This window comes from Winogradskyella sp. Asnod2-B02-A (assembly GCF_045063645.1).
In the GTDB taxonomy this organism is placed as follows: domain Bacteria; phylum Bacteroidota; class Bacteroidia; order Flavobacteriales; family Flavobacteriaceae; genus Winogradskyella.
Genome location: NZ_JBEFOG010000025.1, coordinates 166,076 through 188,466, shown reverse-complemented (window position 1 = coordinate 188,466; position 22,391 = coordinate 166,076). Strand labels below are relative to the sequence as shown.

Genomic DNA, 22,391 nt, shown 5'->3' with positions numbered 1-22,391 from the left:
GATATATAACTGGTTAAATTCTTTTTAAGAAATCCTTAATCTTCTTAAGTAAGGATGACTTATCTTTTTCATGGTATGTATTTCCATAAACACCGTAGCCGTAACCATAACCGTAGCCATAACCATAGCCATAATTACTATTATTTTTATGTCTATAAAAGTTAAGTACAAAACTGACATTTTTAAGTTCACCAGTACGCTGTTTAGCATTAACTAACTGAAGCATGCCTTTTTTAGTATAATCTAATCTTACCATAAAAATAGTTGCGTCTGCATATTGTACTAATTCTAGTGCATCTGTAACTAAACCTAAAGGAGGAGTATCTAATACAATCATATCATACTCATCTTTAAGTGTCATTATAAGTTCTTTTAACTTATCACTCATTAACAACTCTGATGGATTTGGAGGTATTGGACCCGAAGGAATGATATCTAAATTTTCAATATGTGTGTGTGTAACGACCTCATCAAAGTTACTATCGCCAATTAAATAATTAACAACACCTTTCTCATTAGTAATATTAAAATCATCAAAGATTTTTGGTTTCCTTAAATCTAGACCTAAAAGAATTGTCTTTTTTCCTGAAAGCGCGTAAACTGTCGCAATGTTTATGGATGTAAATGTCTTCCCTTCGCCACTTACAGAAGAAGTTACCATTAATGTATTTGCCTTAGATTGAGAAGCATTCTTTTTAAAAACAAACTGCAAACTCGATCTAATAGCTCTAAAAGACTCTGCTACCGCAGACTTAGGCTTCTCAAAAGCTACTAAATTATTTTTGTATCGATATTTACCAATTAATCCCAAGATTGGAATTTTGGACATTCTAGCAATTTCGTCAGATCCATGAATAGTATTATCAAGTAGAAAAACAACAAAGACCAAAAACATTGGACTAAAAAACCCTACCATTAAAGCCATCATATAATTTAAAGACTTCTTTGGTCCAATTGGTGGATTACCTATATCTTTTGCTTCATCAATTACTGTGATATCACTAACATTGGCCGCCTTAACTATGGCTGCTTCACCTCGTTTTTCCATGTAGATATCAAAAGCTTCTTGACTCAAATCTAATTGGCGTTGAATCTTTAAAAACTCTTGTTGATCTTCTGGCAGCTCACTTAACTTCGCCTCATAGTTGGCAGCATTTCTGTTAATAGTATTCAACTGAAAGTTTAAAGTAGACTTTGTAGATTTAGTTGTTGCTAATAAAACATTCTTTTCTGCATCAATTCTACTGTCAATTTCTTTTAATAAAACAGAACCTTCTTTAGTTGAGTTTTCTAGATTTTGACGCTCAATGGATAAATTAGTTATTTTTGCTACACTATTTAAAATATTACTTTCGTCTATTCCGACAGAAGTCGGTGCAGCAATTTGCGAGTAATCTGTAGTTGTAGTTAAATAATTCTCTAATGAATTAAGGTAGTTAAGCTTAGAATTTGCTTCTTCTTTTTGTAATTCAATATCTTTTAACTTTTCAGATAATTGAGCCATTTCTTCATCAACACTGAAAATCTTATTTTTTTTCCTAAAAGTGTTCATCTTACCTGTCACATCTTTTAAGTTAAGATCAACAGCCCTTAAACTACTATCAATAAAGTTAATGGTATTGGTGGCGTAAAGATTTTTTCGTTCTAACTCCGTTCTACTCAATATTGATGTTGTTGCATTTAAAAAATCAGCTATTCTCACTTTATTATTGCCAACAAGAGAAAGTCTTAAAACGGAAGATGCAGCATTATTATAAGGTCCTATTTTAATACTACGTTGGTAACTACTTACCACATTATCAAAATTCAAGAAACTCAAATAATATTCTGTTCCTTCAGAAAAATTAACCTTAGGATTCATTGTAAATTTCCCAGAAAGAAAGGGTAATTCTATAGATTCACCAAACTTAAACGTTTGCCTAAATTCTCCTTGTGGCAAATTGACTTGAGTTTTAGACTTATCATCATAAATCTGAGCCGATTTAGTCGTCGCTTCCGTATTGGTATAAATCTCATACTCCTTATCATTCTTTTTAATAATTCGAATTGGAAAATTTAAAACCTGAGGCTTAGACTTATTAATATCAAAAACAAATGGTGATCTACCATAAATATCTAACTTATTATATTCTCCTTGCTGCAAGTATTGAATGTAATACTCTAAACTATCTACAACAAGCTCATTGTGAGAACGTGTATTTATTGAGGTCATTACTTTACCTACTTTCCCAGAAACTCCTCCCCAATTAAATGAGATGCTAGTATTGGCAGTAAAAAATGGATTTTGATCAGATTCTACAGTGATTAAAGAATCTAAACTGTATATATTTTGCTTTCTAACATTAATTAAATAGGCTACAATTAATGCCAGACCTACACACAGTAAAATGAATTTCCACAGATTTAATGCTTTAAATAAAAATCCTTTAAAATCAAATCCAAGAGATTTAGATTCCTGATCGTCAATATCTATATAATTATCATCCATTTAATTCAATCGTGTAAAAAGTAAGATTCCTGTAGTAAGTAAAGAAAGTATAGATGCTATGGTAGCAATACTTGAAACAGCAGTTTCTCCAGTTCCTATTGATTTCTGTCTCAAAGGTTCTACATAAATTATATCGTTAGGCTGAATATAATAATATGGTGATTTCATTACATTAATATCTGTTAAATCTAAACTATGTATTTTTTGTCCTTGAGGATATTGCCTAATAATTTTAACCTCTTTTCTATTTCCTGTTATTAAAATCTCACCAACATTTGCAATCGCTTCAAAAATATTTACGCGTTCAGAAAACAACACCTGACTTCCTGGTCTTCCGACTTCACCATTTGCAGTGTATCTTAAACCTGCTAATTTCACAGTAACAAATATATTAGCCGTTTCCTTAAATTGATCTTCAAGTAATTTTTCTTCTATGATTTTTTCAATCTCTTCAGTTGTAAAACCCAAAACATTAAGATAGCCTAGTGTTGGTATTCTAATATTACCATGAAGATCTACGGTAAAACCATCAAAATAAGCACGTTCTGCACTATCTGCATTTAAGCTAGCATCACCAACCGGGTTAAGTATTTCTACCGTTTGTTGATCAATAGCTTTCACTCTTACATTAAGAATATCATTAATCTGTACTCGATAAGGCTTCTGAACTTCGATCATGTTATTAGGAATAGTATCATAAGCAGAACCTTCCTTAACTTGTAAATAAACTGTGTCTTTATGAGGGATACAAGACGAAACAATAACGCAACTCAAAACAATTATTAAAAGCTTAATATGCTTCATATATATAATGGATCTTTAGAGACAAATATAATGTATCAATAGTAATATCAAAACTATTAGTATTCTTTTTGGTTTATTTACGTTCTTTGTAAAAAAAAGTTTGAATTACCTCAACGTAGAAAACATATCAAAATCTTTTGGAGAGCTTGTGCTTTTTAAAGATTTGTCATTTAGTATTCATAAAGATCAGAAGATTGCTTTTGTCGCAAAAAATGGAAGTGGAAAAACATCTATCCTAAATATTTTAGCAGGAAAAGACGCACCTGATGATGGGCAAATAGTTATAAGAAAAGGGCTCAGATTAGCCTTTTTAGATCAAGAACCAGATTTAGATCCCAACCTTACTCTAGAGGAAACTATTTTAGCTTCAGACATTCCAATTTTAAAAATTATTGGAGCTTATGAACATGCTTTAAAAAACCCTGAAGATGCTGAGGCTTACCAAAAAGCTTTTGAAGGCATGGATCGTTTTAATGCTTGGGAATTTGAAACACAATACCAACAAACCTTATCAAAACTAAAATTAGATGACCTTAGTTTAAAAGTAAGTACACTTTCTGGTGGACAAAAAAAACGTTTAGCCTTAGCCCAAGTTATATTAAGCAAACCAGATATTTTAATTCTTGATGAACCTACCAACCACCTCGATTTAGAAATGATTGAATGGTTAGAGGACTATTTTTCTAAAACACAGCAAACTTTGTTTATGGTAACGCACGACCGTTACTTTCTTGAGCGTGTTTGTAACGAAATTGTAGAATTAGATCATGGTGAATTACATACCTACAAAGGCAATTATTCTTATTATTTAGAAAAAAAAGAAGCACGTATAGAAAACCAAGCTACCGAAGTTGGCAAAGCCAAGCAGCTCTTTAAAAAAGAATTAGAATGGATGCGTCGCCAACCAAAAGCACGTACTACAAAGTCTAAAAGTAGAATTGATGATTTCTCCGAAATAAAATCTAAAGCCCATCAACGTCGTAATGACCATAAGATTGAATTAGATATTAATATGGAACGTCTTGGTAGTAAAATCATTGAGTTTCATAAAGTCTCTAAAGCATTTAAAAACAAGGTTATTTTAAAAGATTTTGAATATACCTTTAAAAAAGGAGAACGTATTGGCATTATTGGTAAAAACGGCACAGGAAAATCGACTTTCCTTAATTTACTTACAGAAACACTTCAACCAGATAGCGGCAAAGTAGTAATTGGTGAAACTGTTAAAATTGGCTATTATACACAAGGTGGCATAAAAGCCAAACCCAACCAAAAAGTTATAGATGTCATTAAAGAATTTGGTGATTATATTCCATTAGCAAAAGGCAGACAAATTAGTGCACAGCAATTACTTGAAAAGTTTTTATTCGATAGAAAAAAACAATGGGATTTTGTGGAAAAACTAAGTGGTGGCGAACAAAAACGTTTGTATTTATGTACCGTATTAATTCAGAATCCAAATGTGTTAATTTTAGATGAGCCTACTAACGACTTAGATATTGTAACCTTAAATGTCCTCGAAGATTTCTTAATGGATTTTCCTGGTGTATTGTTAGTGGTTTCTCACGACCGTTACTTTATGGATAAAATTGTAGATCACATGTTTGTATTTAGAGGCGAAGGAGAAGTTGAAGATTTCCCTGGTAACTATTCAGATTTTAGAGCCTATGATTCTAGCCAATCAAAACAAGCGGAAGTTGAAGTTGTAGAAAAAATAGATAACACAAAATCTAAAAAACAAAACGAAGCCAGTAAATTAGATTATAACGAACAAAAAGAATACAAAAATTTAACTTCTAAAATTAGAGCTCTAGAATTAGATAAAGTTGCATTAGAAGCAAAATTCATTAATCCGGAATTATCACAAGACCAGATTAGCAAACTTTCTGAGAAACTACAAACTATTATTGATACCATTGAAGAAAAAGAAATGCGTTGGTTTGAGTTGGCTGAAAAACTAGAAGGCTAATTTTTCATTGAATAAAACAACATTTACATTATTATTTTTACAGTGTTTACAAAGATGTTATTGCAAATTTTATAACCGCTAAACATCTTTGTAACTTTGTAACGAACAAAAATTCAGTGTTCAACTCAAATTTTATTTCTTTTATAAATTCAATCTGTGTACCAATTAAAGGCTTACATAAAATTCTTAGCAAAAGCATCAAATCAGCATGGAGTCCACTCCCCTTTTGTTTATAATTTTGTAACTAAATGCCTTTATAACAAAACAAAGTTTGAGGCTTACACAAAACTAAAACAGTATAAAAAAGAGCTACTTCAATCAAACACAGTTTTACAAATTACAGATTTAGGTGAAGGCTCTAAGGTTTTAGATGCCAACCAGCGAAATGTTGGTAAAATGGCAAAAACCTCTAGCAGTTCTAAAAAAGATTCAAATCTTTTATATCGCCTTTCTGACTATTTTAAATTTAAAACGGTATTAGAATTAGGTACCTCTTTAGGCATGGGAACTTACGCTTTAGCAATAGCAAACCCAACCTCAAAAATCATAACTATTGAAGGCTGTCTAAACACTTCAAATTTTGCCCAATCACAACTTAAAAACCATCACATTAATAATGTTGAATTTCTAATAGGAAATTTCAGTGATACCATTCCCAATTTAAAAAATAACAACTTTGATTTTATCTTCTTTGACGGACATCACAACAAAGAAGCCACCATTGAATATTTTGAAGCGCTTTTGCCTAAAACTCATAATGAAACGGTCTTTGTTTTTGATGATATTTACTGGTCTGAAGGCATGACTGAAGCTTGGGAATACATTAAAAATCACGATTCCGTAACCGTAACCGTAGATGTTTTCCATCTAGGGTTTGTTTTTTTCAGAAAAGAGCAAGCCAAAGAACATTTTAGAATAAGATTGTAACAAGTCATCAATTTTAACGTCTTATCTATTGAACCGATTTTTAAATTCCTTTATCTTGCAAAAGATTTAAGCCATAACATCATTTAAATATGAGTGACAACGTCATTGAAATTAGAAACATCATTAGAGATTTTAAATTAGGACAAGAGGTTGTTCATGTTTTAAAAGGTATTGATTTAGATATTAAGCGTGGTGAATATGTCGCTATTATGGGACCTTCTGGCTCAGGTAAATCTACACTAATGAATTTACTAGGTTGCTTAGACACACCAACGGCTGGTTCTTACAACTTAAATGGAAATGACGTAAGTGAGATGACTGATGATGAACTTGCCGAAATTAGAAACACAGAAATTGGTTTCGTTTTTCAAACCTTTAACTTATTACCAAGAACAACAGCTTTAGATAATGTAGCGTTACCAATGGTATATGCTGGAGCCTCAAAAAAAGAACGTAATGAGCGTGCTACTGAAGTTTTAACTGATGTTGGCCTCGCAGACAGAATGGATCACAAACCTAATCAACTTTCTGGTGGACAAAGACAACGTGTAGCCGTAGGAAGAGCATTAGTAAATAAACCTTCAATCATACTTGCAGATGAACCAACGGGTAACTTAGATTCTAAAACTGGTACTGAAATCATGGGTCTTTTTGATCAAATTCATGCCAACGGAAACACAGTTATTATGGTTACACACGAAGAGGATATCGCAGCACACGCCAAACGTGTTATTCGTTTACGTGATGGTGTTATTGAGAGTGATACTTTTAATCCATAGTTTGGTTATAACTTTATTATAAGCACAAGAAAATCTAAAGAATGCGAAAAGAAATTGGTTTTATCATTTTAGGTGTTTTATTATGTTTTTTTGCAATAACACTTATCATTCTAATTTCATATTATGCGATAAAACAAAACATTAACATCGTATATTATTTTCTTTTTATGCCTTCAATTATATTAATCATTGGATGCTTAATCTTAAGACATGGTTTACGTCTTAAAAAGAAATCGTAATTCATTTATCTAACATTTATAAATAGTTCTGCTTCCGTCATTCTAGTAATGGTAGGTCAATACAAAATTCATATTCAAACTTTTCTCTTTTCACTTATATCTTTTAATTGATAACTCTTAACTTTGTTTACATGAAAGTATACACAAAAACAGGAGACAAAGGCACAACCGCACTTTTTGGTGGCACACGCGTTCCTAAACACCATATAAGAATAGAAAGTTACGGTACCATTGATGAGCTTAACTCACATATTGGGTTAATTAGAGACCAAAATATAGATCAGTTATACAAAAATACATTGATGCATATTCAAGATCGTTTATTTACGGTTGGTGCTATTTTAGCGACTGACCCAGAAAAGACGACTCTAAAAAATGGAAAAGCACGACTAAACATTCCAAAGATAGCTAACGAAGACATTGAGAAATTAGAAAAGGAAATGGACCTTATGGAAGATAGCCTACCTCCAATGACACACTTTGTGTTACCTGGCGGACATCAAACTGTGTCATTCTGTCACATTGCACGTACCGTTTGCCGTAGAGCGGAACGTTTGGCGTCTCATCTTAATGACTTAGAACCATTTCAACCGGAAACTTTAATGTATATCAATCGACTTTCTGACTACCTTTTTGTATTGGCACGGAAGTTGTCACATGACTTACATGCTGAAGAGATAAAGTGGATTCCTAATAAAGAATCTTAATAAAATAGCATTGCGAAAGCAATAACTTCGGTAAAAGGATTAAAAATGCAAAATTTAGTCCGAAACAAAAGTTGAAGATTACACGTTCTTTATATTAATGATTAAACATTTATAAGTGAACTTTGATTGATTCAAAATTCATAAATATAAATGTTCAGCGCGACGAATAAAATAAAATATTTATCTCATGAGCTAATTAATTTGATTTTTTCTTGAATTGTTCAACTAAAAAATTATTTTTGCAAAAATTAAATTACACACGCAATTATGTATTGGACATTAGAATTAGCATCTTATTTAAGTGATGCACCTTGGCCGGCAACAAAAGATGAGCTTATTGACTACGCAATTAGAACAGGAGCTCCTTTAGAAGTAGTTGAAAATTTACAAGCAATAGAAGACGAAGGTGATTCTTACGATTCTATTGAAGAAATTTGGCCAGATTATCCGACTGATGAAGATTACCTCTGGAATGAGGATGAATATTAACATATAAAATTATCACAAAAAAGTCTCTTGCGTTATTATAACTAAGAGACTTTTTTTAGTTTTCGGAAGTTTTTACCGAAACATAACTTATGCTCTAAAACTAAAAAATACGTTTTAGAACAACGAACTGAAATTAACAATAAAAAGATTGACACCAATCAATCCGTTACAAATATTAAAATATGACATTTTTAGATAAAGTACTTAAAGTCTTTGTTGGAGATAAATCTAAACAAGATGTAAGTTCAATTAAACCTATCGTTGAAAAAATAAAAACGTTCGAAAAAGCTCTTGAGGCTTTATCACACGACGAACTTAGGGCAAAAACAGCTGAATTTAAAGCTAAAATTGCTGAAGCCAGGCAACCGCTTCAAACTAAAAAAGAAGATCTTTTAGCTAAAGCTCAAGTGACTGAAGATATTGACGAACGCGAAGATATGTATCTCGAAGTCGATAAAATCGATGACGAAATCTACGACGTTACTGAAGGTGTCTTAAACGATATTTTACCAGAAGCATTTGCTGTGGTAAAAGAAACGGCTAAACGTTTTGTTCACAATACTCAGATTCCGGTAACAGCAAGTGCTTTTGACCGTGAAATTTCTGGTGAGCATGATTATGTGACTTTAGAAGGAGACCAAGCCATTTGGGCTAATTCTTGGGATGCTGCAGGTAAACCAATTACTTGGGACATGATTCATTATGATGTTCAATTAATTGGTGGTATTGCCATGCACCAAGGTAAAATTGCAGAGATGCAAACTGGTGAAGGTAAAACGTTGGTAGCAACGTTACCTGTATATTTAAATGCATTAGCTGGTAAAGGTGTACACTTAGTAACGGTAAACGATTACTTAGCAAAACGTGATAGCGCTTGGATGGCACCAATATTTCAGTTTCATGGTATGAGTATTGATTGTATTGATTACCACACACCAAACTCTGATGCACGTCGTAAGGCATATAACGCAGACATTACATACGGAACAAATAACGAATTTGGTTTCGATTATTTACGTGATAACATGGCACATTCGCCAAACGATTTAGTACAACGTCCACATCATTATGCCATTGTCGATGAGGTCGATTCTGTATTAGTTGATGATGCACGTACACCATTAATTATTTCTGGTCCTGTACCAAGAGGAGATGAGCACGAGTTTGATGCTTTAAAACCAAAAGTTAATGCGATTGAAGAAGTACAACGTAAGTACTTAATCGGTGTTTTAGCCGAAGCTAAAAAGTTAATTGCTGCTGGTGATACTAAAGAAGGTGGTTTTCAATTATTAAGAGCTTACAGAGGTATTCCTAAAAATAAAGCATTAATAAAGTTTTTATCTGAAGAAGGTGTAAAACAATTGCTTCAAAAAACGGAAAACTACTACATGCAAGATAACAATAGAGAAATGCCTAAAGTAGATGAGGAACTCTATTATGTTATTGATGAAAAAAATAATCAGGTTGAATTATCTGATAAAGGTGTTGAATTCTTATCTGGTGAAGACAATCCAGATTTCTTCGTAATGCCAGAAATGGGAACTGAAATCGCTAAGATTGAAGCCATGGGCTTATCATCTGAAGAAGAAGCAAATCTTAAAGAAGATTTATTTAGAGACTTTAACGTAAAGTCAGAACGTATTCATACTTTAAACCAATTACTTAAAGCATACGCTTTGTTCGAAAAAGACAATCAGTATGTGGTAATGGACAATAAAGTAATGATTGTAGATGAACAAACAGGTCGTATTATGGATGGTCGTCGTTATTCAGACGGTTTACACCAAGCGATTGAAGCTAAAGAAAATGTAAAAATTGAAGCAGCTACGCAAACTTTTGCCACAGTAACACTTCAAAATTACTTTAGAATGTACCGTAAACTGTCTGGTATGACAGGTACTGCGGTTACAGAAGCAGGTGAACTTTGGGAAATCTATAAATTAGATGTTGTTGAAATCCCAACCAACAGACCAATTGCCAGAGATGATAGAGACGATTTAGTGTACAAAACCAAACGTGAAAAGTACAACGCTGTTATTGATGAAGTTGTAAGCCTATCTAATGCAGGTCGTCCTGTACTTATTGGTACCACTAACGTAGAAATTTCTGAGCTTTTAGGAAAAATGTTAAGCATCAGAAAAATAGATCATAATGTCTTAAACGCGAAACAACATAAAAAAGAAGCAGAAATTGTTGCACAAGCTGGTAATGCTGGCCAAGTAACTATTGCAACTAACATGGCTGGTCGTGGTACAGATATTAAGTTAAGTGACGAAGTTAAAAAAGCAGGTGGTTTAGCTATTGTAGGTACTGAGCGTCACGATTCGCGTCGTGTAGATAGACAGTTACGTGGTAGAGCTGGTCGTCAAGGAGATCCAGGAAGCTCACAGTTTTATGTGTCTTTAGAAGATAACCTAATGCGTTTATTTGGTTCTGAGCGTATTGCTAAGATGATGGATAGAATGGGCTTAAAAGAAGGTGAAGTTATTCAGCATGGAATGATTTCAAAATCTATTGAGCGTGCACAGAAAAAAGTAGAAGAGAATAACTTTGGTGTTCGTAAGCGTTTATTAGAATATGATGATGTTATGAACGCACAACGTGAAGTGATTTACAAGCGTCGTCGTAATGCTTTACACGGTGAACGTCTTAGAGTAGATTTAGCAAACATGATTTTTGATACCTCTGAAGGTATTGCAAATAACAATAAAAATGCTAACGATTATAAAAACTTTGAGTTTGAATTGATCCGTTACTTCTCAATGGCCTCTCCTATTTCTGAAGCAGAATTCGGAAAAATGAATGCCACTGATATTGCTGGTACAATTTACAAAGCGGCCTTTAAGCACTATCGCGAGAAGATGCAACGTAATGCCGATTTAGCATTTCCGGTGATTGAAAACGTGTATAACACACAACGCGACCGTTTTAAACGTATTGTGGTGCCATTTACAGATGGTGTAAAGAATTTACAAGTAGTTACCGATTTAGAGAAAGCCTACGAAACTAAAGGCACACAGTTAATTAATGATTTTGAAAAGAACATTACTTTAGCCATTGTAGATGATGCTTGGAAAGTACATTTACGTAAAATGGATGAGCTTAAGCAATCGGTTCAGTTAGCGGTTCACGAGCAAAAAGATCCATTATTAATTTATAAGTTTGAGTCTTTTGAGTTGTTTAAAGCGATGATTGACCAAGTGAATAAAGATGTGATTTCATTCTTATTTAAAGGGGAAATTCCACAAGAAACAGCAAATACGATTCAAGAAGCAAAACAACGTAAGCAAGAAAAATTAGAAACTCAAAAAGATGAGATTCCTAATTTAGATGAACGTTCTTCTCAAAACAGACAAGCTGGTCAAGGAGCATCACAACAACAGCAACAAGTTGTTGAGACTATTGTGAGAGACCAACCAAAAATTGGACGTAACGATAAAGTAACGATTAAGCATGTAATGAGTGGTGAAACTAAAGATGTAAAATACAAACAAGCCATTCCTTTAATTTCTAAGGGAGAATGGGTACTTGTTGAGTAATAAATGTCTGCAAAAGCAGTCATCTCATTAATAGAATTGAAAATCCTGATGTTAACGCATCAGGATTTTTTTTTTGTGATCTACTTCAACATAAATCAAACCCAAAACGTCAGGTCGAGTGAAATTTCTCTTTCCGAAATTTTGTATCGAGAAGCGTTAACAACAACAAAGGTTCTCGATACTATTTGCTCATGCTTCACAAATCACTCGAACTGACGTAAACCTTAATATTAAATAATACACTAAACATGAACCAAACCCATAACGTCAGGTCGAGTAAAATTTCTCTTTCTGAAATTTAGTATCGAGAAGCGTTAACAATAACCAAGGTTCTCGATACTATTTGTTCATGCTTCACAAATCACTCGAACTGACGTAAACCTTAATATTAAAATAATACACTAAACATAAACCAAACCCATAACGTCACTTCGAGTAATATTTCTCTTTCTGAAATTTAGTATCGAGAAGCGTTAACAATAACCAAGGTTCTCGATACTATTTGTTCATGCTTCACAAATCACTCGAACTGACGTAAACCTTGATATTAAAATAATACACTAAACATAAACCAAACCCATAACGTCAGGTCGAGTGACATTTCTTTTTCTGAAATTTTGTATCGAGAAGCTTTAACAATAATCAAGATTCTCGATACTATTTGCTCATGCTTCACAAATCACTCGAACTGACGTAAACCCTAATATTAAAATAATACACTAAACATAAACCAAACCCAGAATGTCACTTCGAGTGACATTTCTTTTTCTGAAATTTTGTATCGAGAAGCGTTAACAACAACCAAGGTTCTCGATACTATTTACTCTTGCTTCACAAATCACTCGAACTGACTTAAGCCTTAATATTAAAATAATACACTAAACATGAACCAAACCCACAACGTCAGGTCGAGTGAAATTTCTCTTTCTGAAATTTAGTATCGAGAAGCGTTAACAACAACCAAAGTTCTCGATACTATTTGCTCATGCTTCACAAATCACTCGAACTGACGTAAGCCTTGATATTAAAATAATACACTAAACATAAACCAAACCCATAACGTCACTTCGAGTGAAATTTCTCTTTCTGAAATTTTGTATCGAGAAGCGTTAACAATAACCAAGGTTCTCGATACTATTTGCTCATGCTTTACAAATCACTCGAACTGACGTAAGCCTTGATATTAAAATAATACACTAAACATAAAACAAACCCATAACGTCACTTCGAGTGAAATTTCTCTTTCTGAAATTTTGTATCGAGAAGCGTTAACAACAACCAAGGTTCTCGATACTATTTGCTCATGCTTCACAAATCACTCGAACTGACGTAAGCCTTAATATTAAAATAATCCGCCAAACATAAAACAAACCCATAACGTCAGGTCGAGTGAAATTTCTCTTTCTAAAATTTTGTATCGAGAAGCGTTAACAATAACCAAGGTTCTCGATACTATTTGCTCATGCTTCACAAATCACTCGAACTGACGTAAGCCTTAATATTAAAATAATACACTAAACATAAACCAAAACCATAACGTCAGGTCGAGTGACATTTCTCTTTCTGAAATTTTGTATCGAGAAGCGTTAACAATAACCAAGGTTCTCGATACTATTTGCTCATGCTTCACAAATCACTCGAACTGACGTAAGCCTTAATATTAAAATAATACACTAAACATAAATCAAACCCACAAGGTCACTTCGAGTAAAATTTCTCTTTCTGAAATTTAGTATCGAGAAGCGTTAACAATAACCAAGGTTCTCGATACTATTTGTTCATGCTTCACAAATCACTCGAACTGACGTAAACCTTAATATTAAAATAATCCGCCAAATATAAAACAAACCCATAACGTCACTTCGAGTGAAATTTCTCTTTCTAAAATTTTGTATCGAGAAGCGTTAACAATAACCAAGGTTCTCGATACTATTTGCTCATGCTTCACAAATCACTCGAACTGACGTAAGCCTTAATATTAAAATAATACACTAAACATAAATCAAACCCATAACGTCACTTCGAGTGAAATTTCTCTTTCTGAAATTTTGTATCGAGAAGCGTTAACAACAACCAAGGTTCTCGATACTATTTGCTCATACTTCACAAATCACTCTAACTGACGTAAACCTTAATATTAAAATAATGAAATGAATCATAGTCAATGAATTTCATTATATTTAGTAAAATCATAACCACACAACATCAACCTAAAACATCTTAAACACAAACCCATGAAACATTTTATCACAGCCATCATCTTAACCACATTTTTAATGTCTTGCAATTCCTCAGACAAAACCACCACCACAACCGAAGCAACGGATACCATAGCAAGCACACCAAAAGCACCTCACAAAAACCTACAACCCATTGATACAGATGAAGCCTTAATTGCAACCGCATTAATGGCTGTTCCCGAAGCAGGAAGAGCAAATTGTAAAATCATTGGTTATAATATGGCAGGCGAATTTGTAACCCTAAAAGAAGGTGACAATGAATTTATAGTATTGGCAGACGACCCAAAAAAGGATGGCTTTAGTGCAGCTTGTTACCATAAAGATCTCGAACCGTTTATGGCAAGAGGTAGAGCCTTAAAAGCCGAAGGCAAAAAGCACAACGACATCTTTGATATCCGTGAAGCAGAAATGAAATCTGGTGACCTTGCAATACCTTCAGGTGCAACGTTGCACATTTACTATGGAGCAAAAACCTTATACGATGCTGAAACCTCTAAAGTAGATGGCGCACAACTGCGCTATGTGATTTATATGCCTTGGGCTACAGCAGAATCTACAGGTTTACCAGCCAATCCAGTAGCTCCAAACCATCCTTGGATTATGAATCCTGGGACACACAGAGCACATATTATGATTTCTCCTTTAGCAGAAGACGCTACAGAATAGTAATAAAACCCTAAAATAAAAAAATCCCAATGTTAATGCATTGGGATTTTTTTATGTCATTGCGGGAAACAGTAATCTGTTTTATTGTAACTCCCTTATTTTTATTGAAATATACGTAGAACTACGTATAGTTTTTTGTAAAGTTTTTCTTAGCTTTATAAAATGATAATGGAATACTTTAACTGCTCTTATCCGGAATTAAAAAAGGGATAACGCGAGTTATTGTGAATATATAACTAGTTAGCAAACATTAAAAAATACTTAATAGTGGGTATTAAAACAATAAATTCTTTTAACTAATTTTAAAAAAAACATTTATGAAACAAATTTACATTTTAACAGTCTTTTTATTAATTGGATTACATATTCAATCCCAAACCACCGATGTTGTATCAGGTCTAGGTTCCCCTCGAGGAATATTACTAAATGGAAACGACTTATATATTGCGGAATCTAGTGCTGGTAAAATTTCTAAAATAGATATTACAAGCAACTCACCTGTAGCAACAGATGTTGTAACGGGTTTATATAATCTTACAGATAATGTTCAAGAAATAGCAATTAGTGGAAATGACCTATATTTTTCACAAAGTTTTTTAAGTAAAATTTCTAAAATAGACATTACTTCTAGTTCACCAACGGTTATAGATGTTGCAACAGGTTTAAATAACCCAGGAGGCATATTACTAAATGGAAATGACTTATATATTGCCGAATATAGTTCAGGTAAAATAACTAAAATAGATATTTCTGATAGTTCGCCGATGGTTACAGATGTTGTAACAGGCCTAAATGGACCAATCGACATATCACTCTACGGAGATGATTTATATATTGCAGAATATGATGCAGATAAAATTTCTAAAATAGACATTACAAGCAACTCACCTGTAGCAACAGATGTTGTAACAGTCAGTGTCCCATACTCTATGCTTATCAATAATAATGACTTGTATATTGTAGAAAGCGGAGCAAATAAAATCTCTAAAATAGATATTACCGATAGTTCACCGATAGCTACAGATGTTTTATTAGGAAATACACCTGTAGGCCTTGCAATAAATAATAATAGCCTGTATCTTTCTTCAAATACTGATGGTAAAATAAAAGAGTTAAATCTTTCTGAACTTTCTATTAATGAAACTTTTTTTAACAGAAATGTTGTAATATTTCCAAATCCTTCAAACAATTTTATTCAATTAGCAAATTTAACTAAAAGAGCAAAATATAGAGTTTATAACGTTGTTGGTTCAGAAATATATAGAGGAAGTGTCTCTGTTAATGAAAAAATTGATATTAAAAACTTCACAAATGGACTTTACTTCTTGAAATTTGACAACGGAAACACATTAAAATTCATAAAAGAATAAAAAACATTTGCTAACAATGTGTATAATTCATTGCTAGTTATAGCCTACTTACGAAAGTCCTCGCGGACTTTCTATCTGTGATTTATTTGCTAACTTTAGTGCTTAAACACGCAACGAAATCATACACTAGACCGTTAGCTTTAATGCAAAAAAAATCCGTCTGAATTGAAAATATGAACTACAAAATAGAAGAATCAAACCTGTTAGAGAAATTAAGTGAATTGGAAATTGACATTCCTGAATCTCTGACTTTTCTGCCTGAAAACATATCAGAAGTGAGTAATAAATCGGATTTTATATTTGCAGACTCTACAACGGATTTTAAGAAAGTTTTTAGACTTAATAATATTGCAGCAGCCCAATTGAATTCCGACTCTTCAATCTATCGGAATAGAAAAAGTGCTGACTATTATGGACCAGCAATTTTTATAAGTTTATCAATGTTATCTGAAAACCAGCACCTGATTGCAATAGCTATTAATGTTGCCTCTGAATATTGCAAGGACTTTTTCAAAGGTACACTTGGAAAGAAAAAAGTAAAACTTGACATTTATGTAGAAACTCATAAAAAAAAGACTGTCAAGAAAATATCTTACGAAGGAGATTCAGAAGGAATCAAGGATTTAGTTGACGTTATTAAATCAGTAAAATGACAAAAGCATACCTTATAAATCCTAATGAACTCATTCGTGATTACAACGAAGTGGTTGATAAAGCTCAAAAAATAGCGATTTACACAATTGGAATTGAGCTACAAAAAAAGGAAATAGAGGATTTACAACTCTATATTGATAAACTATCTGTTCAAAGAGAAGAATTTGCGACAAAAAATAATGGAAACGAAGCAAATCTTATTTATTGTTTGGAGCGATTAGCAATGATAATTCAGAGTGAAATAAAAATGCTTATAAGTTTAAAAGAAGATGAAATGTCACAAGCTTGGGATATTCTTGTCGATTGTCAAGTTCATTTAGGAACTGTAATTAGAAACTATCCATTTGAAAGTGACCATTTAGAAAATTACTTACAACGTTTACATAATTACGAGAAAACTCTATTTCCAAAAATGATTTTCAATAGTTATGGTGGATTTGTTAAAGAAAGTCATTGCTCAATTTGCAAATCTGATTATGGAGATTGTGACCATATTAAAGGAAAGTTATATAATGGAAAAATGTGTACACGAAATATAACAGAAGTTGAACTTGAGGAAGTTTCAATGGTGGAAAATCCTGCCAATAAACATTGTAGAGCTCTTTATATTGAAGAAAACGGAATAAAAATAGATTTATTAACAAAGAGAGAAATAAGCACTAAAAGCTAACACTGTATATAATTTATTGCTAGTTCTAGTCTACTTACAAAAATCCTCGAGAATTTTCTATTCAGTTTGTATTTGCTAAATTAGTTACTTAAACACGCAACCAATCTTACATAAACCCGTCAGGCAAAATGTAAGCCGAAATTAACGCAGAATGAAAAACCTACTTCCCTTTATTATTTCTTTCTTTTTACCTGGAGCAGGACAGTTTATTCTTAAAGACTTTAAAAAAGGTGGAATTATTTTATTTGTAGGTATAGTTTCAACCTTTCTTATTTTTAATATAGACTTCTTCGATTTAATCCCTTTATGGTTTCCTCACATAATTATTATGATTTGGGCCCTTTTTGATATTTTCGATAAGATTGAAAAACGTGATGGAAAAAAATCGGCAACCAGATATCTTGCATTTAGTTTACTTATTATAGTTATTTTATTTCCTTTAACTCTAACTATTTTAACAACTGGACTTTTTAAAAGTGCTGAATTTATAACGAATGAATACGTTAATGAAGACAGAACTAAAGAAGAAATGAATAACATATCGACTGAATTAAGTCTTTATAAAAATCATTATGGAGTTTTTCCAGAAAATTACGAATCATTTATTATACGTAAACCTATTTGGGGAAGATGGAAAGCAGATAGCTGGAAAAATCCCTATAAATATGAATTAATTGACTCTATAAATTACACACTGATTTCTGCTGGAAAAGATGGAATTTACAATAACGAAGATGACATAATAAGAAAAAATTAAAAAAACACAGTGCCTAACACTTTATAAAATTAATCCCTAGTTCTAGCCTACTTATTAAAGTCAGCGCAGACTTTCTATCTGTGATTTATTTGCTAACTTTAGTGCTTAACTACGCAACTAATATTATACAAACCACGTTGGCAATAATTACAAAATATGAATAAGAAAATTTTTACTTCGACCTTATTAACATTTAGCTTTTATTTTATGATTTCTCAAAATCAATTAGGTCAAGATTTAAATGGTGAGGTGGATTTTGATGAAATTGGGAATACAACTACTATTTCTTATGACGGAAATATAATCGCTCTTGGATCTGCTAATCATGATGGAATAGGTAACAATTATGGACATGTGAAAATTTATGAAAAGAATGGTATGAATTGGCAATTACTTGGGACTACTATTGATGGTCTACATAATAATAATCACTTAGGCCATAGAGTTTTTCTTTCTGCAAATGGAAATCGAATAGCAATAACTAATAGAGAAAATTTAATAGCACCAAATACATTAAGCGGTAAATCAGAAGTAGTTGTTTATGAGTTTGATGGAATGGATTGGATTCAAATTGGTCAAGAAATTGTAGGTCAGTCAGCAAATGACTTATTTGGAAACGCTATTTCATTATCATCTGATGGAAATAGAATTGCTATTGGCGCTGATAAAAGATCTACTGGTGCTACGGGAGTACCTTATGTTCATGTTTATGAGTATTCTTCAGGAACATGGACGCAAATAGGACAAGACTTGACTGGATCTGAAAATAGTGCTTACGGAGGATCTGTTTCTTTATCATCAAATGGAAACATACTATGCATAGGAAGTCCAAGTGCTAACAAGGCTAATGTTTATCAATTTAGTAGTAATAACTGGATACCATTAGGTCAAGAATTAAATGGTGAAAGCTCTAATGATTTCTTTGGAACTCAGGTGTCTATTTCTGACTCTGGTACTAGACTGGCTATTGGAGCACATGGAAATGACGGAAATGGCAATTTCTCGGGTCATGTTAGGATATTTGATTTTATCAATAATTCTTGGGTTCAGATAGGGAGTGATATAGATGGTGAGGCTATTCAAGATATATCGGGAACATCTGTTTCTTTATCTAACAGCGGAAATGTAGTTGCAATTGGTGCATATCGAAATGATGGTAATGGCAATAACGCAGGTCATGTTAGAATATTTGAATACAATAATACCGATTGGCTTCAAGTTGGAAATGACATCGATGGAGCAAATGCTGATGATGAATCGGGATTCTCTATTTCATTGTCTGGTAACGGAAATAGAGTCATAATCGGAGCACCAAAGAATGATGCTCAAGCTCTAAATTCAGGTCAAGCTAAAGTTTTTGACTTGAGTAGTTTACTTTCTATAAATAATGTATCATTAGAAGGTGATATTCTGGTTTATCCTAACCCATGTAAAGACAAAACATTTATTTATGGAAAATCGATTAATAATAAATTAAAAATCGATATAATAAACTTAAATGGAAAAATTGTAAAAAAAACTGAATTAATTGAAAACACTATTGATATGTCTGACTTGCAATCTGGGTATTATTATTTAAAGATTAGGAGTGCCGAAGGATCCGTAATTAAGCCAATAATTAAACAATAACTATTGCCAACACCGTGTATAATTAATTGCTTTGGCAAGTACTTATTTGGAAAATTCCTTCGGAATTTTCTCGCGTTCGTTTTTGTTTACTAAATTAGTTGCTTAAAACACGCAACAAACCATATACAAACACACTAAGCTGAAATAAATTCGGAATTTTGAGAGTTGCGGAATTGCTCACCGAATAGGAATTGAAAAAATAATATTAATTAACTTAACAAATAACAAGTCATGAAATTATTACAAGGATTTGGCTATTCCATATTATTTATTTTATTAGGAATTTATATTCTAAACACATCTGATTCAACCATTGGAAAAATAATTGGAACAAGTTGTATTGTGTTTTTTAGTGGAATCTTATTATGGGCAATATTTAAAAAAATTAAAGATTCAAGTAAATAAATTGAACCTCTAAAAAAACAATGAAAAGCGAACAATGTATAATCCATTGCTACTTCTCACCTACTCACTAGAATCCTCGCAAATTTTCTATTCGGTTTGTATTTACTAAATTAACTGCTTAAAGCAAAACATTATTCTTAGACAAAACTATCTTAGCACATTAAACACAATCTATGAAAAATACAATTACAATAGTATTACTGCTTTTATGCAATGTTTTAACATTTGCACAGGACAATGCAAAAAAGAAATTGGAAACAAAGTCCATGTTCGAAGTTCAAGTTGATTCTAAAACATATGAATTAGAAGAAGGCAACGAACTAGATATTGATGGTGAGTTAAAAAACCCAAAAATATCAATTAAACTGCTCGGCTATAAGAAATTTAATGCTGGGAATCTTTCATTTGAATATCCTAGTAACTTTAGTTTTGAAGTTGAAAAAAGTGAAGCTTATAGAAACTGGACATTAGATGGAAATAATTATGTAATAATGATTTTTGACATTGATGGAACATCGCAAGTAAAAGATTTCATTGATAATATGATAATTCAGTTTGGGAAAGAAAAATGCAAAACAAAAGATATTCAATCTCAACTTGGCGAAAAAATGTTAAGCGGAATTCAGTTAAATGTAGAATTGGTTGGACAAAAATTAAGTATTGAATTTTATAAATATAGTACTGGAGAAAATAATTCTAAATATATAGCATTTCAAGATTCTCTTGAGGAAGACGGATCAGCAACAACTGAAGGTAAAATGACATTTGAAATGATAAATACTAGTATCCAATATAAATAACGTATTACAATAAAAAATACAATTTATCACTTGACTATAAAATACTTACGGAAATTTTAGCTAATTTTATATTTGGTTTTTATTTATTAAACTACGTTTTAATAATAACTAACAAACCATATACAAACACCTTGGCTGTAATTTGAAAAATTCCGTAAATGGCGAGAATATTTGGCACTATAGAATCATTAAAATCTCTAAAATCTGAGTTAGAGAATAAAAGAGTTACCAGATTTAATTCTGTAGGCGAGATTAATCATTTTTTGTCAAATTATAATTCAGAAAAACTCATAATTCTTAATGACGCTTCAGATAAATTGGAAATAGAATATTCTGAAACGTGTACTAACCTTGAAAAAAGAATTCATAAGAAAACTAAAATAATCAATTTAGAGACGGAAAAAATAGATAATAAAATCTCTAATTTACAGACAAAAATTGATTTAATTCACAGTAATAAAGGTCATAACTTTTTCAAAAAACTACTCTCAAGTGTACACCTTTATTTTCTATCAAATCAATCTAACCAATTTGTAAAAAATAAAATAAAATTGATAAGTTCATCTGTAAAAGAAATCTCTAAAAACATTGAAAATGATGAACTTTTCATAAAAGAATATCAAAATAATAAACAAGACTTAATTAAAAAAAAAGCAAAACTTAAAATTGAAAAATTAGAATATACACGTAAAGTTTTAGAAAACTCAGAAAATCTAATTTCAGGAGCAATTGGAGAAAATTTAGTTGTTAAAGAAATAAAGAAACTTTCGGATGATTATGTTTTAATTAATGATTTTAATTTAAATTTTTCTCCGCCAGTCTTTTATAAAAAATATAATCAGAGAATTAATTCCATACAAATTGACCATCTCTTAATTTCAAAAGCAGGGATTTTTATAATAGAAACAAAAAATTGGAGTAAATCGTCTGTCAATTCTTTAAGCTTAAGATCACCAATTGAACAAATTGAAAGGTCAAATTTTGCTCTTTATATTTACATTTCTGAAAATCTAACTTTAAACGAACATCATTGGGGAGAACAAAAAATACCCATTCGAAATGTAATTGTTATGATTAAAAATAAGCCAGAAGCTAAATTTAAGTATGTAAAGGTAAAATTACTCCGAGAATTAAATGATTACATAAAATATTTTGATCCTGTTTTATCCGAAAAACAATTGAATAAAATAATAAACCATTTGACTTGATAAAAACTACTGCCAACAACACATCTAATTAATCCCTAGTTCTAGCCTACT

At 31.9% G+C, this 22,391-nt stretch carries 17 protein-coding genes; 15 read left to right on the top strand and 2 right to left on the bottom strand.

Annotation, left to right across the window (positions count from 1 at the left end):
- Positions 1–13 precede the first annotated feature (13 nt).
- Both ACJJVO_RS01745 and ACJJVO_RS01740 read right to left on the bottom strand, forming a co-directional pair.
- Positions 14–2,488 carry a polysaccharide biosynthesis tyrosine autokinase gene (locus tag ACJJVO_RS01745; RefSeq protein WP_405569700.1) on the bottom strand — a complete coding sequence of 825 codons (2,475 nt, stop codon included), beginning with the start codon at positions 2,486–2,488 and terminating at the stop codon, positions 14–16.
- A complete protein-coding gene (locus ACJJVO_RS01740) occupies positions 2,489–3,292 on the bottom strand; it encodes a polysaccharide biosynthesis/export family protein (protein WP_405569697.1) in 804 nt (267 codons plus the stop codon).
- A 100-nt stretch (positions 3,293–3,392) separates the two neighbouring features.
- Here ACJJVO_RS01740 and ACJJVO_RS01735 point away from each other — a divergent pair, with 100 nt between their 5' ends.
- The 15 genes from ACJJVO_RS01735 to ACJJVO_RS01665 all read left to right on the top strand — a co-directional run bounded on the left by ACJJVO_RS01735 (position 3,393) and on the right by ACJJVO_RS01665 (position 22,340).
- Positions 3,393–5,261 carry an ABC-F family ATP-binding cassette domain-containing protein gene (locus tag ACJJVO_RS01735; protein WP_405569694.1) on the top strand — a complete coding sequence of 623 codons (1,869 nt, stop codon included), beginning with the start codon at positions 3,393–3,395 and terminating at the stop codon, positions 5,259–5,261.
- A 156-nt stretch (positions 5,262–5,417) separates the two neighbouring features.
- Positions 5,418–6,188, top strand: a complete 771-nt coding sequence (locus tag ACJJVO_RS01730; RefSeq protein WP_405569692.1) for an O-methyltransferase — start codon at positions 5,418–5,420, stop codon at positions 6,186–6,188.
- 89 nt (positions 6,189–6,277) lie between these two features.
- On the top strand, positions 6,278–6,967 hold the full coding sequence (locus ACJJVO_RS01725) for an ABC transporter ATP-binding protein (RefSeq protein ID WP_405569689.1): 690 nt from the start codon (positions 6,278–6,280) through the stop codon (positions 6,965–6,967).
- Positions 6,968–7,337: 370 nt separating this feature from the next.
- Positions 7,338–7,913, top strand: coding sequence for a cob(I)yrinic acid a,c-diamide adenosyltransferase (locus ACJJVO_RS01720; RefSeq protein WP_405569686.1), 576 nt, complete (start codon positions 7,338–7,340; stop codon positions 7,911–7,913).
- Positions 7,914–8,180: 267 nt separating this feature from the next.
- Positions 8,181–8,402 carry a DUF2795 domain-containing protein gene (locus ACJJVO_RS01715; RefSeq protein ID WP_008272287.1) on the top strand — a complete coding sequence of 74 codons (222 nt, stop codon included), beginning with the start codon at positions 8,181–8,183 and terminating at the stop codon, positions 8,400–8,402.
- A gap of 182 nt (positions 8,403–8,584) precedes the next feature.
- Positions 8,585–11,941 (top strand): preprotein translocase subunit SecA, encoded by a 3,357-nt coding sequence (gene secA, locus ACJJVO_RS01710; RefSeq protein ID WP_405569683.1) that lies wholly within the window; start codon positions 8,585–8,587, stop codon positions 11,939–11,941.
- A gap of 2,234 nt (positions 11,942–14,175) precedes the next feature.
- Positions 14,176–14,847: a hypothetical protein gene (locus tag ACJJVO_RS01705; RefSeq protein WP_405569680.1), complete on the top strand. Its 672-nt coding sequence runs from the start codon at positions 14,176–14,178 to the stop codon at positions 14,845–14,847.
- A 317-nt stretch (positions 14,848–15,164) separates the two neighbouring features.
- Positions 15,165–16,217 (top strand): T9SS type A sorting domain-containing protein, encoded by a 1,053-nt coding sequence (locus ACJJVO_RS01700; protein WP_405569678.1) that lies wholly within the window; start codon positions 15,165–15,167, stop codon positions 16,215–16,217.
- 173 nt (positions 16,218–16,390) lie between these two features.
- Positions 16,391–16,870 (top strand): hypothetical protein, encoded by a 480-nt coding sequence (locus ACJJVO_RS01695; RefSeq protein ID WP_405569676.1) that lies wholly within the window; start codon positions 16,391–16,393, stop codon positions 16,868–16,870.
- The gene (locus ACJJVO_RS01690; protein WP_405569675.1) at positions 16,867–17,541 is read left to right on the top strand and encodes a hypothetical protein; all 675 of its coding nucleotides are present in this window, start codon (positions 16,867–16,869) and stop codon (positions 17,539–17,541) included. The genes ACJJVO_RS01695 and ACJJVO_RS01690 overlap by 4 nt, the downstream gene beginning before the upstream one ends.
- Before the next feature lie 151 nt (positions 17,542–17,692).
- The gene (locus ACJJVO_RS01685; RefSeq protein ID WP_405569673.1) at positions 17,693–18,298 is read left to right on the top strand and encodes a hypothetical protein; all 606 of its coding nucleotides are present in this window, start codon (positions 17,693–17,695) and stop codon (positions 18,296–18,298) included.
- Between the two features lie 156 nt (positions 18,299–18,454).
- Entirely contained in the window at positions 18,455–19,927 is a 1,473-nt protein-coding gene (locus ACJJVO_RS01680) for a T9SS type A sorting domain-containing protein (protein ID WP_405569671.1), read from the top strand.
- A 231-nt stretch (positions 19,928–20,158) separates the two neighbouring features.
- Entirely contained in the window at positions 20,159–20,332 is a 174-nt protein-coding gene (locus ACJJVO_RS01675; protein ID WP_405569670.1) for a hypothetical protein, read from the top strand.
- Between the two features lie 173 nt (positions 20,333–20,505).
- A complete protein-coding gene (locus ACJJVO_RS01670; RefSeq protein WP_405569668.1) occupies positions 20,506–21,132 on the top strand; it encodes a hypothetical protein in 627 nt (208 codons plus the stop codon).
- 263 nt (positions 21,133–21,395) lie between these two features.
- Complete coding sequence (locus tag ACJJVO_RS01665; protein WP_405569665.1) at positions 21,396–22,340, top strand: nuclease-related domain-containing protein; 945 nt, start codon at positions 21,396–21,398, stop codon at positions 22,338–22,340.
- Positions 22,341–22,391: the final 51 nt, after the last annotated feature.

Bases quoted from the DNA above. Each gene is read 5' to 3' on its own strand.
- ACJJVO_RS01745 (WP_405569700.1), bottom strand. From the start codon at position 2,488: ATGGATGATAATTATATAGATATTGACGATCAGGAATCTAAATCTCTT.
- ACJJVO_RS01740 (WP_405569697.1), bottom strand. From the start codon at position 3,292: ATGAAGCATATTAAGCTTTTAATAATTGTTTTGAGTTGCGTTATTGTT.
- ACJJVO_RS01680 (WP_405569671.1), top strand. From the start codon at position 18,455: ATGAATAAGAAAATTTTTACTTCGACCTTATTAACATTTAGCTTTTAT.
- ACJJVO_RS01675 (WP_405569670.1), top strand. From the start codon at position 20,159: ATGAAATTATTACAAGGATTTGGCTATTCCATATTATTTATTTTATTA.
- secA (WP_405569683.1), top strand. From the start codon at position 8,585: ATGACATTTTTAGATAAAGTACTTAAAGTCTTTGTTGGAGATAAATCT.
- ACJJVO_RS01685 (WP_405569673.1), top strand. From the start codon at position 17,693: ATGAAAAACCTACTTCCCTTTATTATTTCTTTCTTTTTACCTGGAGCA.
- ACJJVO_RS01720 (WP_405569686.1), top strand. From the start codon at position 7,338: ATGAAAGTATACACAAAAACAGGAGACAAAGGCACAACCGCACTTTTT.
- ACJJVO_RS01690 (WP_405569675.1), top strand. From the start codon at position 16,867: ATGACAAAAGCATACCTTATAAATCCTAATGAACTCATTCGTGATTAC.
- ACJJVO_RS01705 (WP_405569680.1), top strand. From the start codon at position 14,176: ATGAAACATTTTATCACAGCCATCATCTTAACCACATTTTTAATGTCT.
- ACJJVO_RS01670 (WP_405569668.1), top strand. From the start codon at position 20,506: ATGAAAAATACAATTACAATAGTATTACTGCTTTTATGCAATGTTTTA.
- ACJJVO_RS01725 (WP_405569689.1), top strand. From the start codon at position 6,278: ATGAGTGACAACGTCATTGAAATTAGAAACATCATTAGAGATTTTAAA.
- ACJJVO_RS01695 (WP_405569676.1), top strand. From the start codon at position 16,391: ATGAACTACAAAATAGAAGAATCAAACCTGTTAGAGAAATTAAGTGAA.
- ACJJVO_RS01700 (WP_405569678.1), top strand. From the start codon at position 15,165: ATGAAACAAATTTACATTTTAACAGTCTTTTTATTAATTGGATTACAT.
- ACJJVO_RS01715 (WP_008272287.1), top strand. From the start codon at position 8,181: ATGTATTGGACATTAGAATTAGCATCTTATTTAAGTGATGCACCTTGG.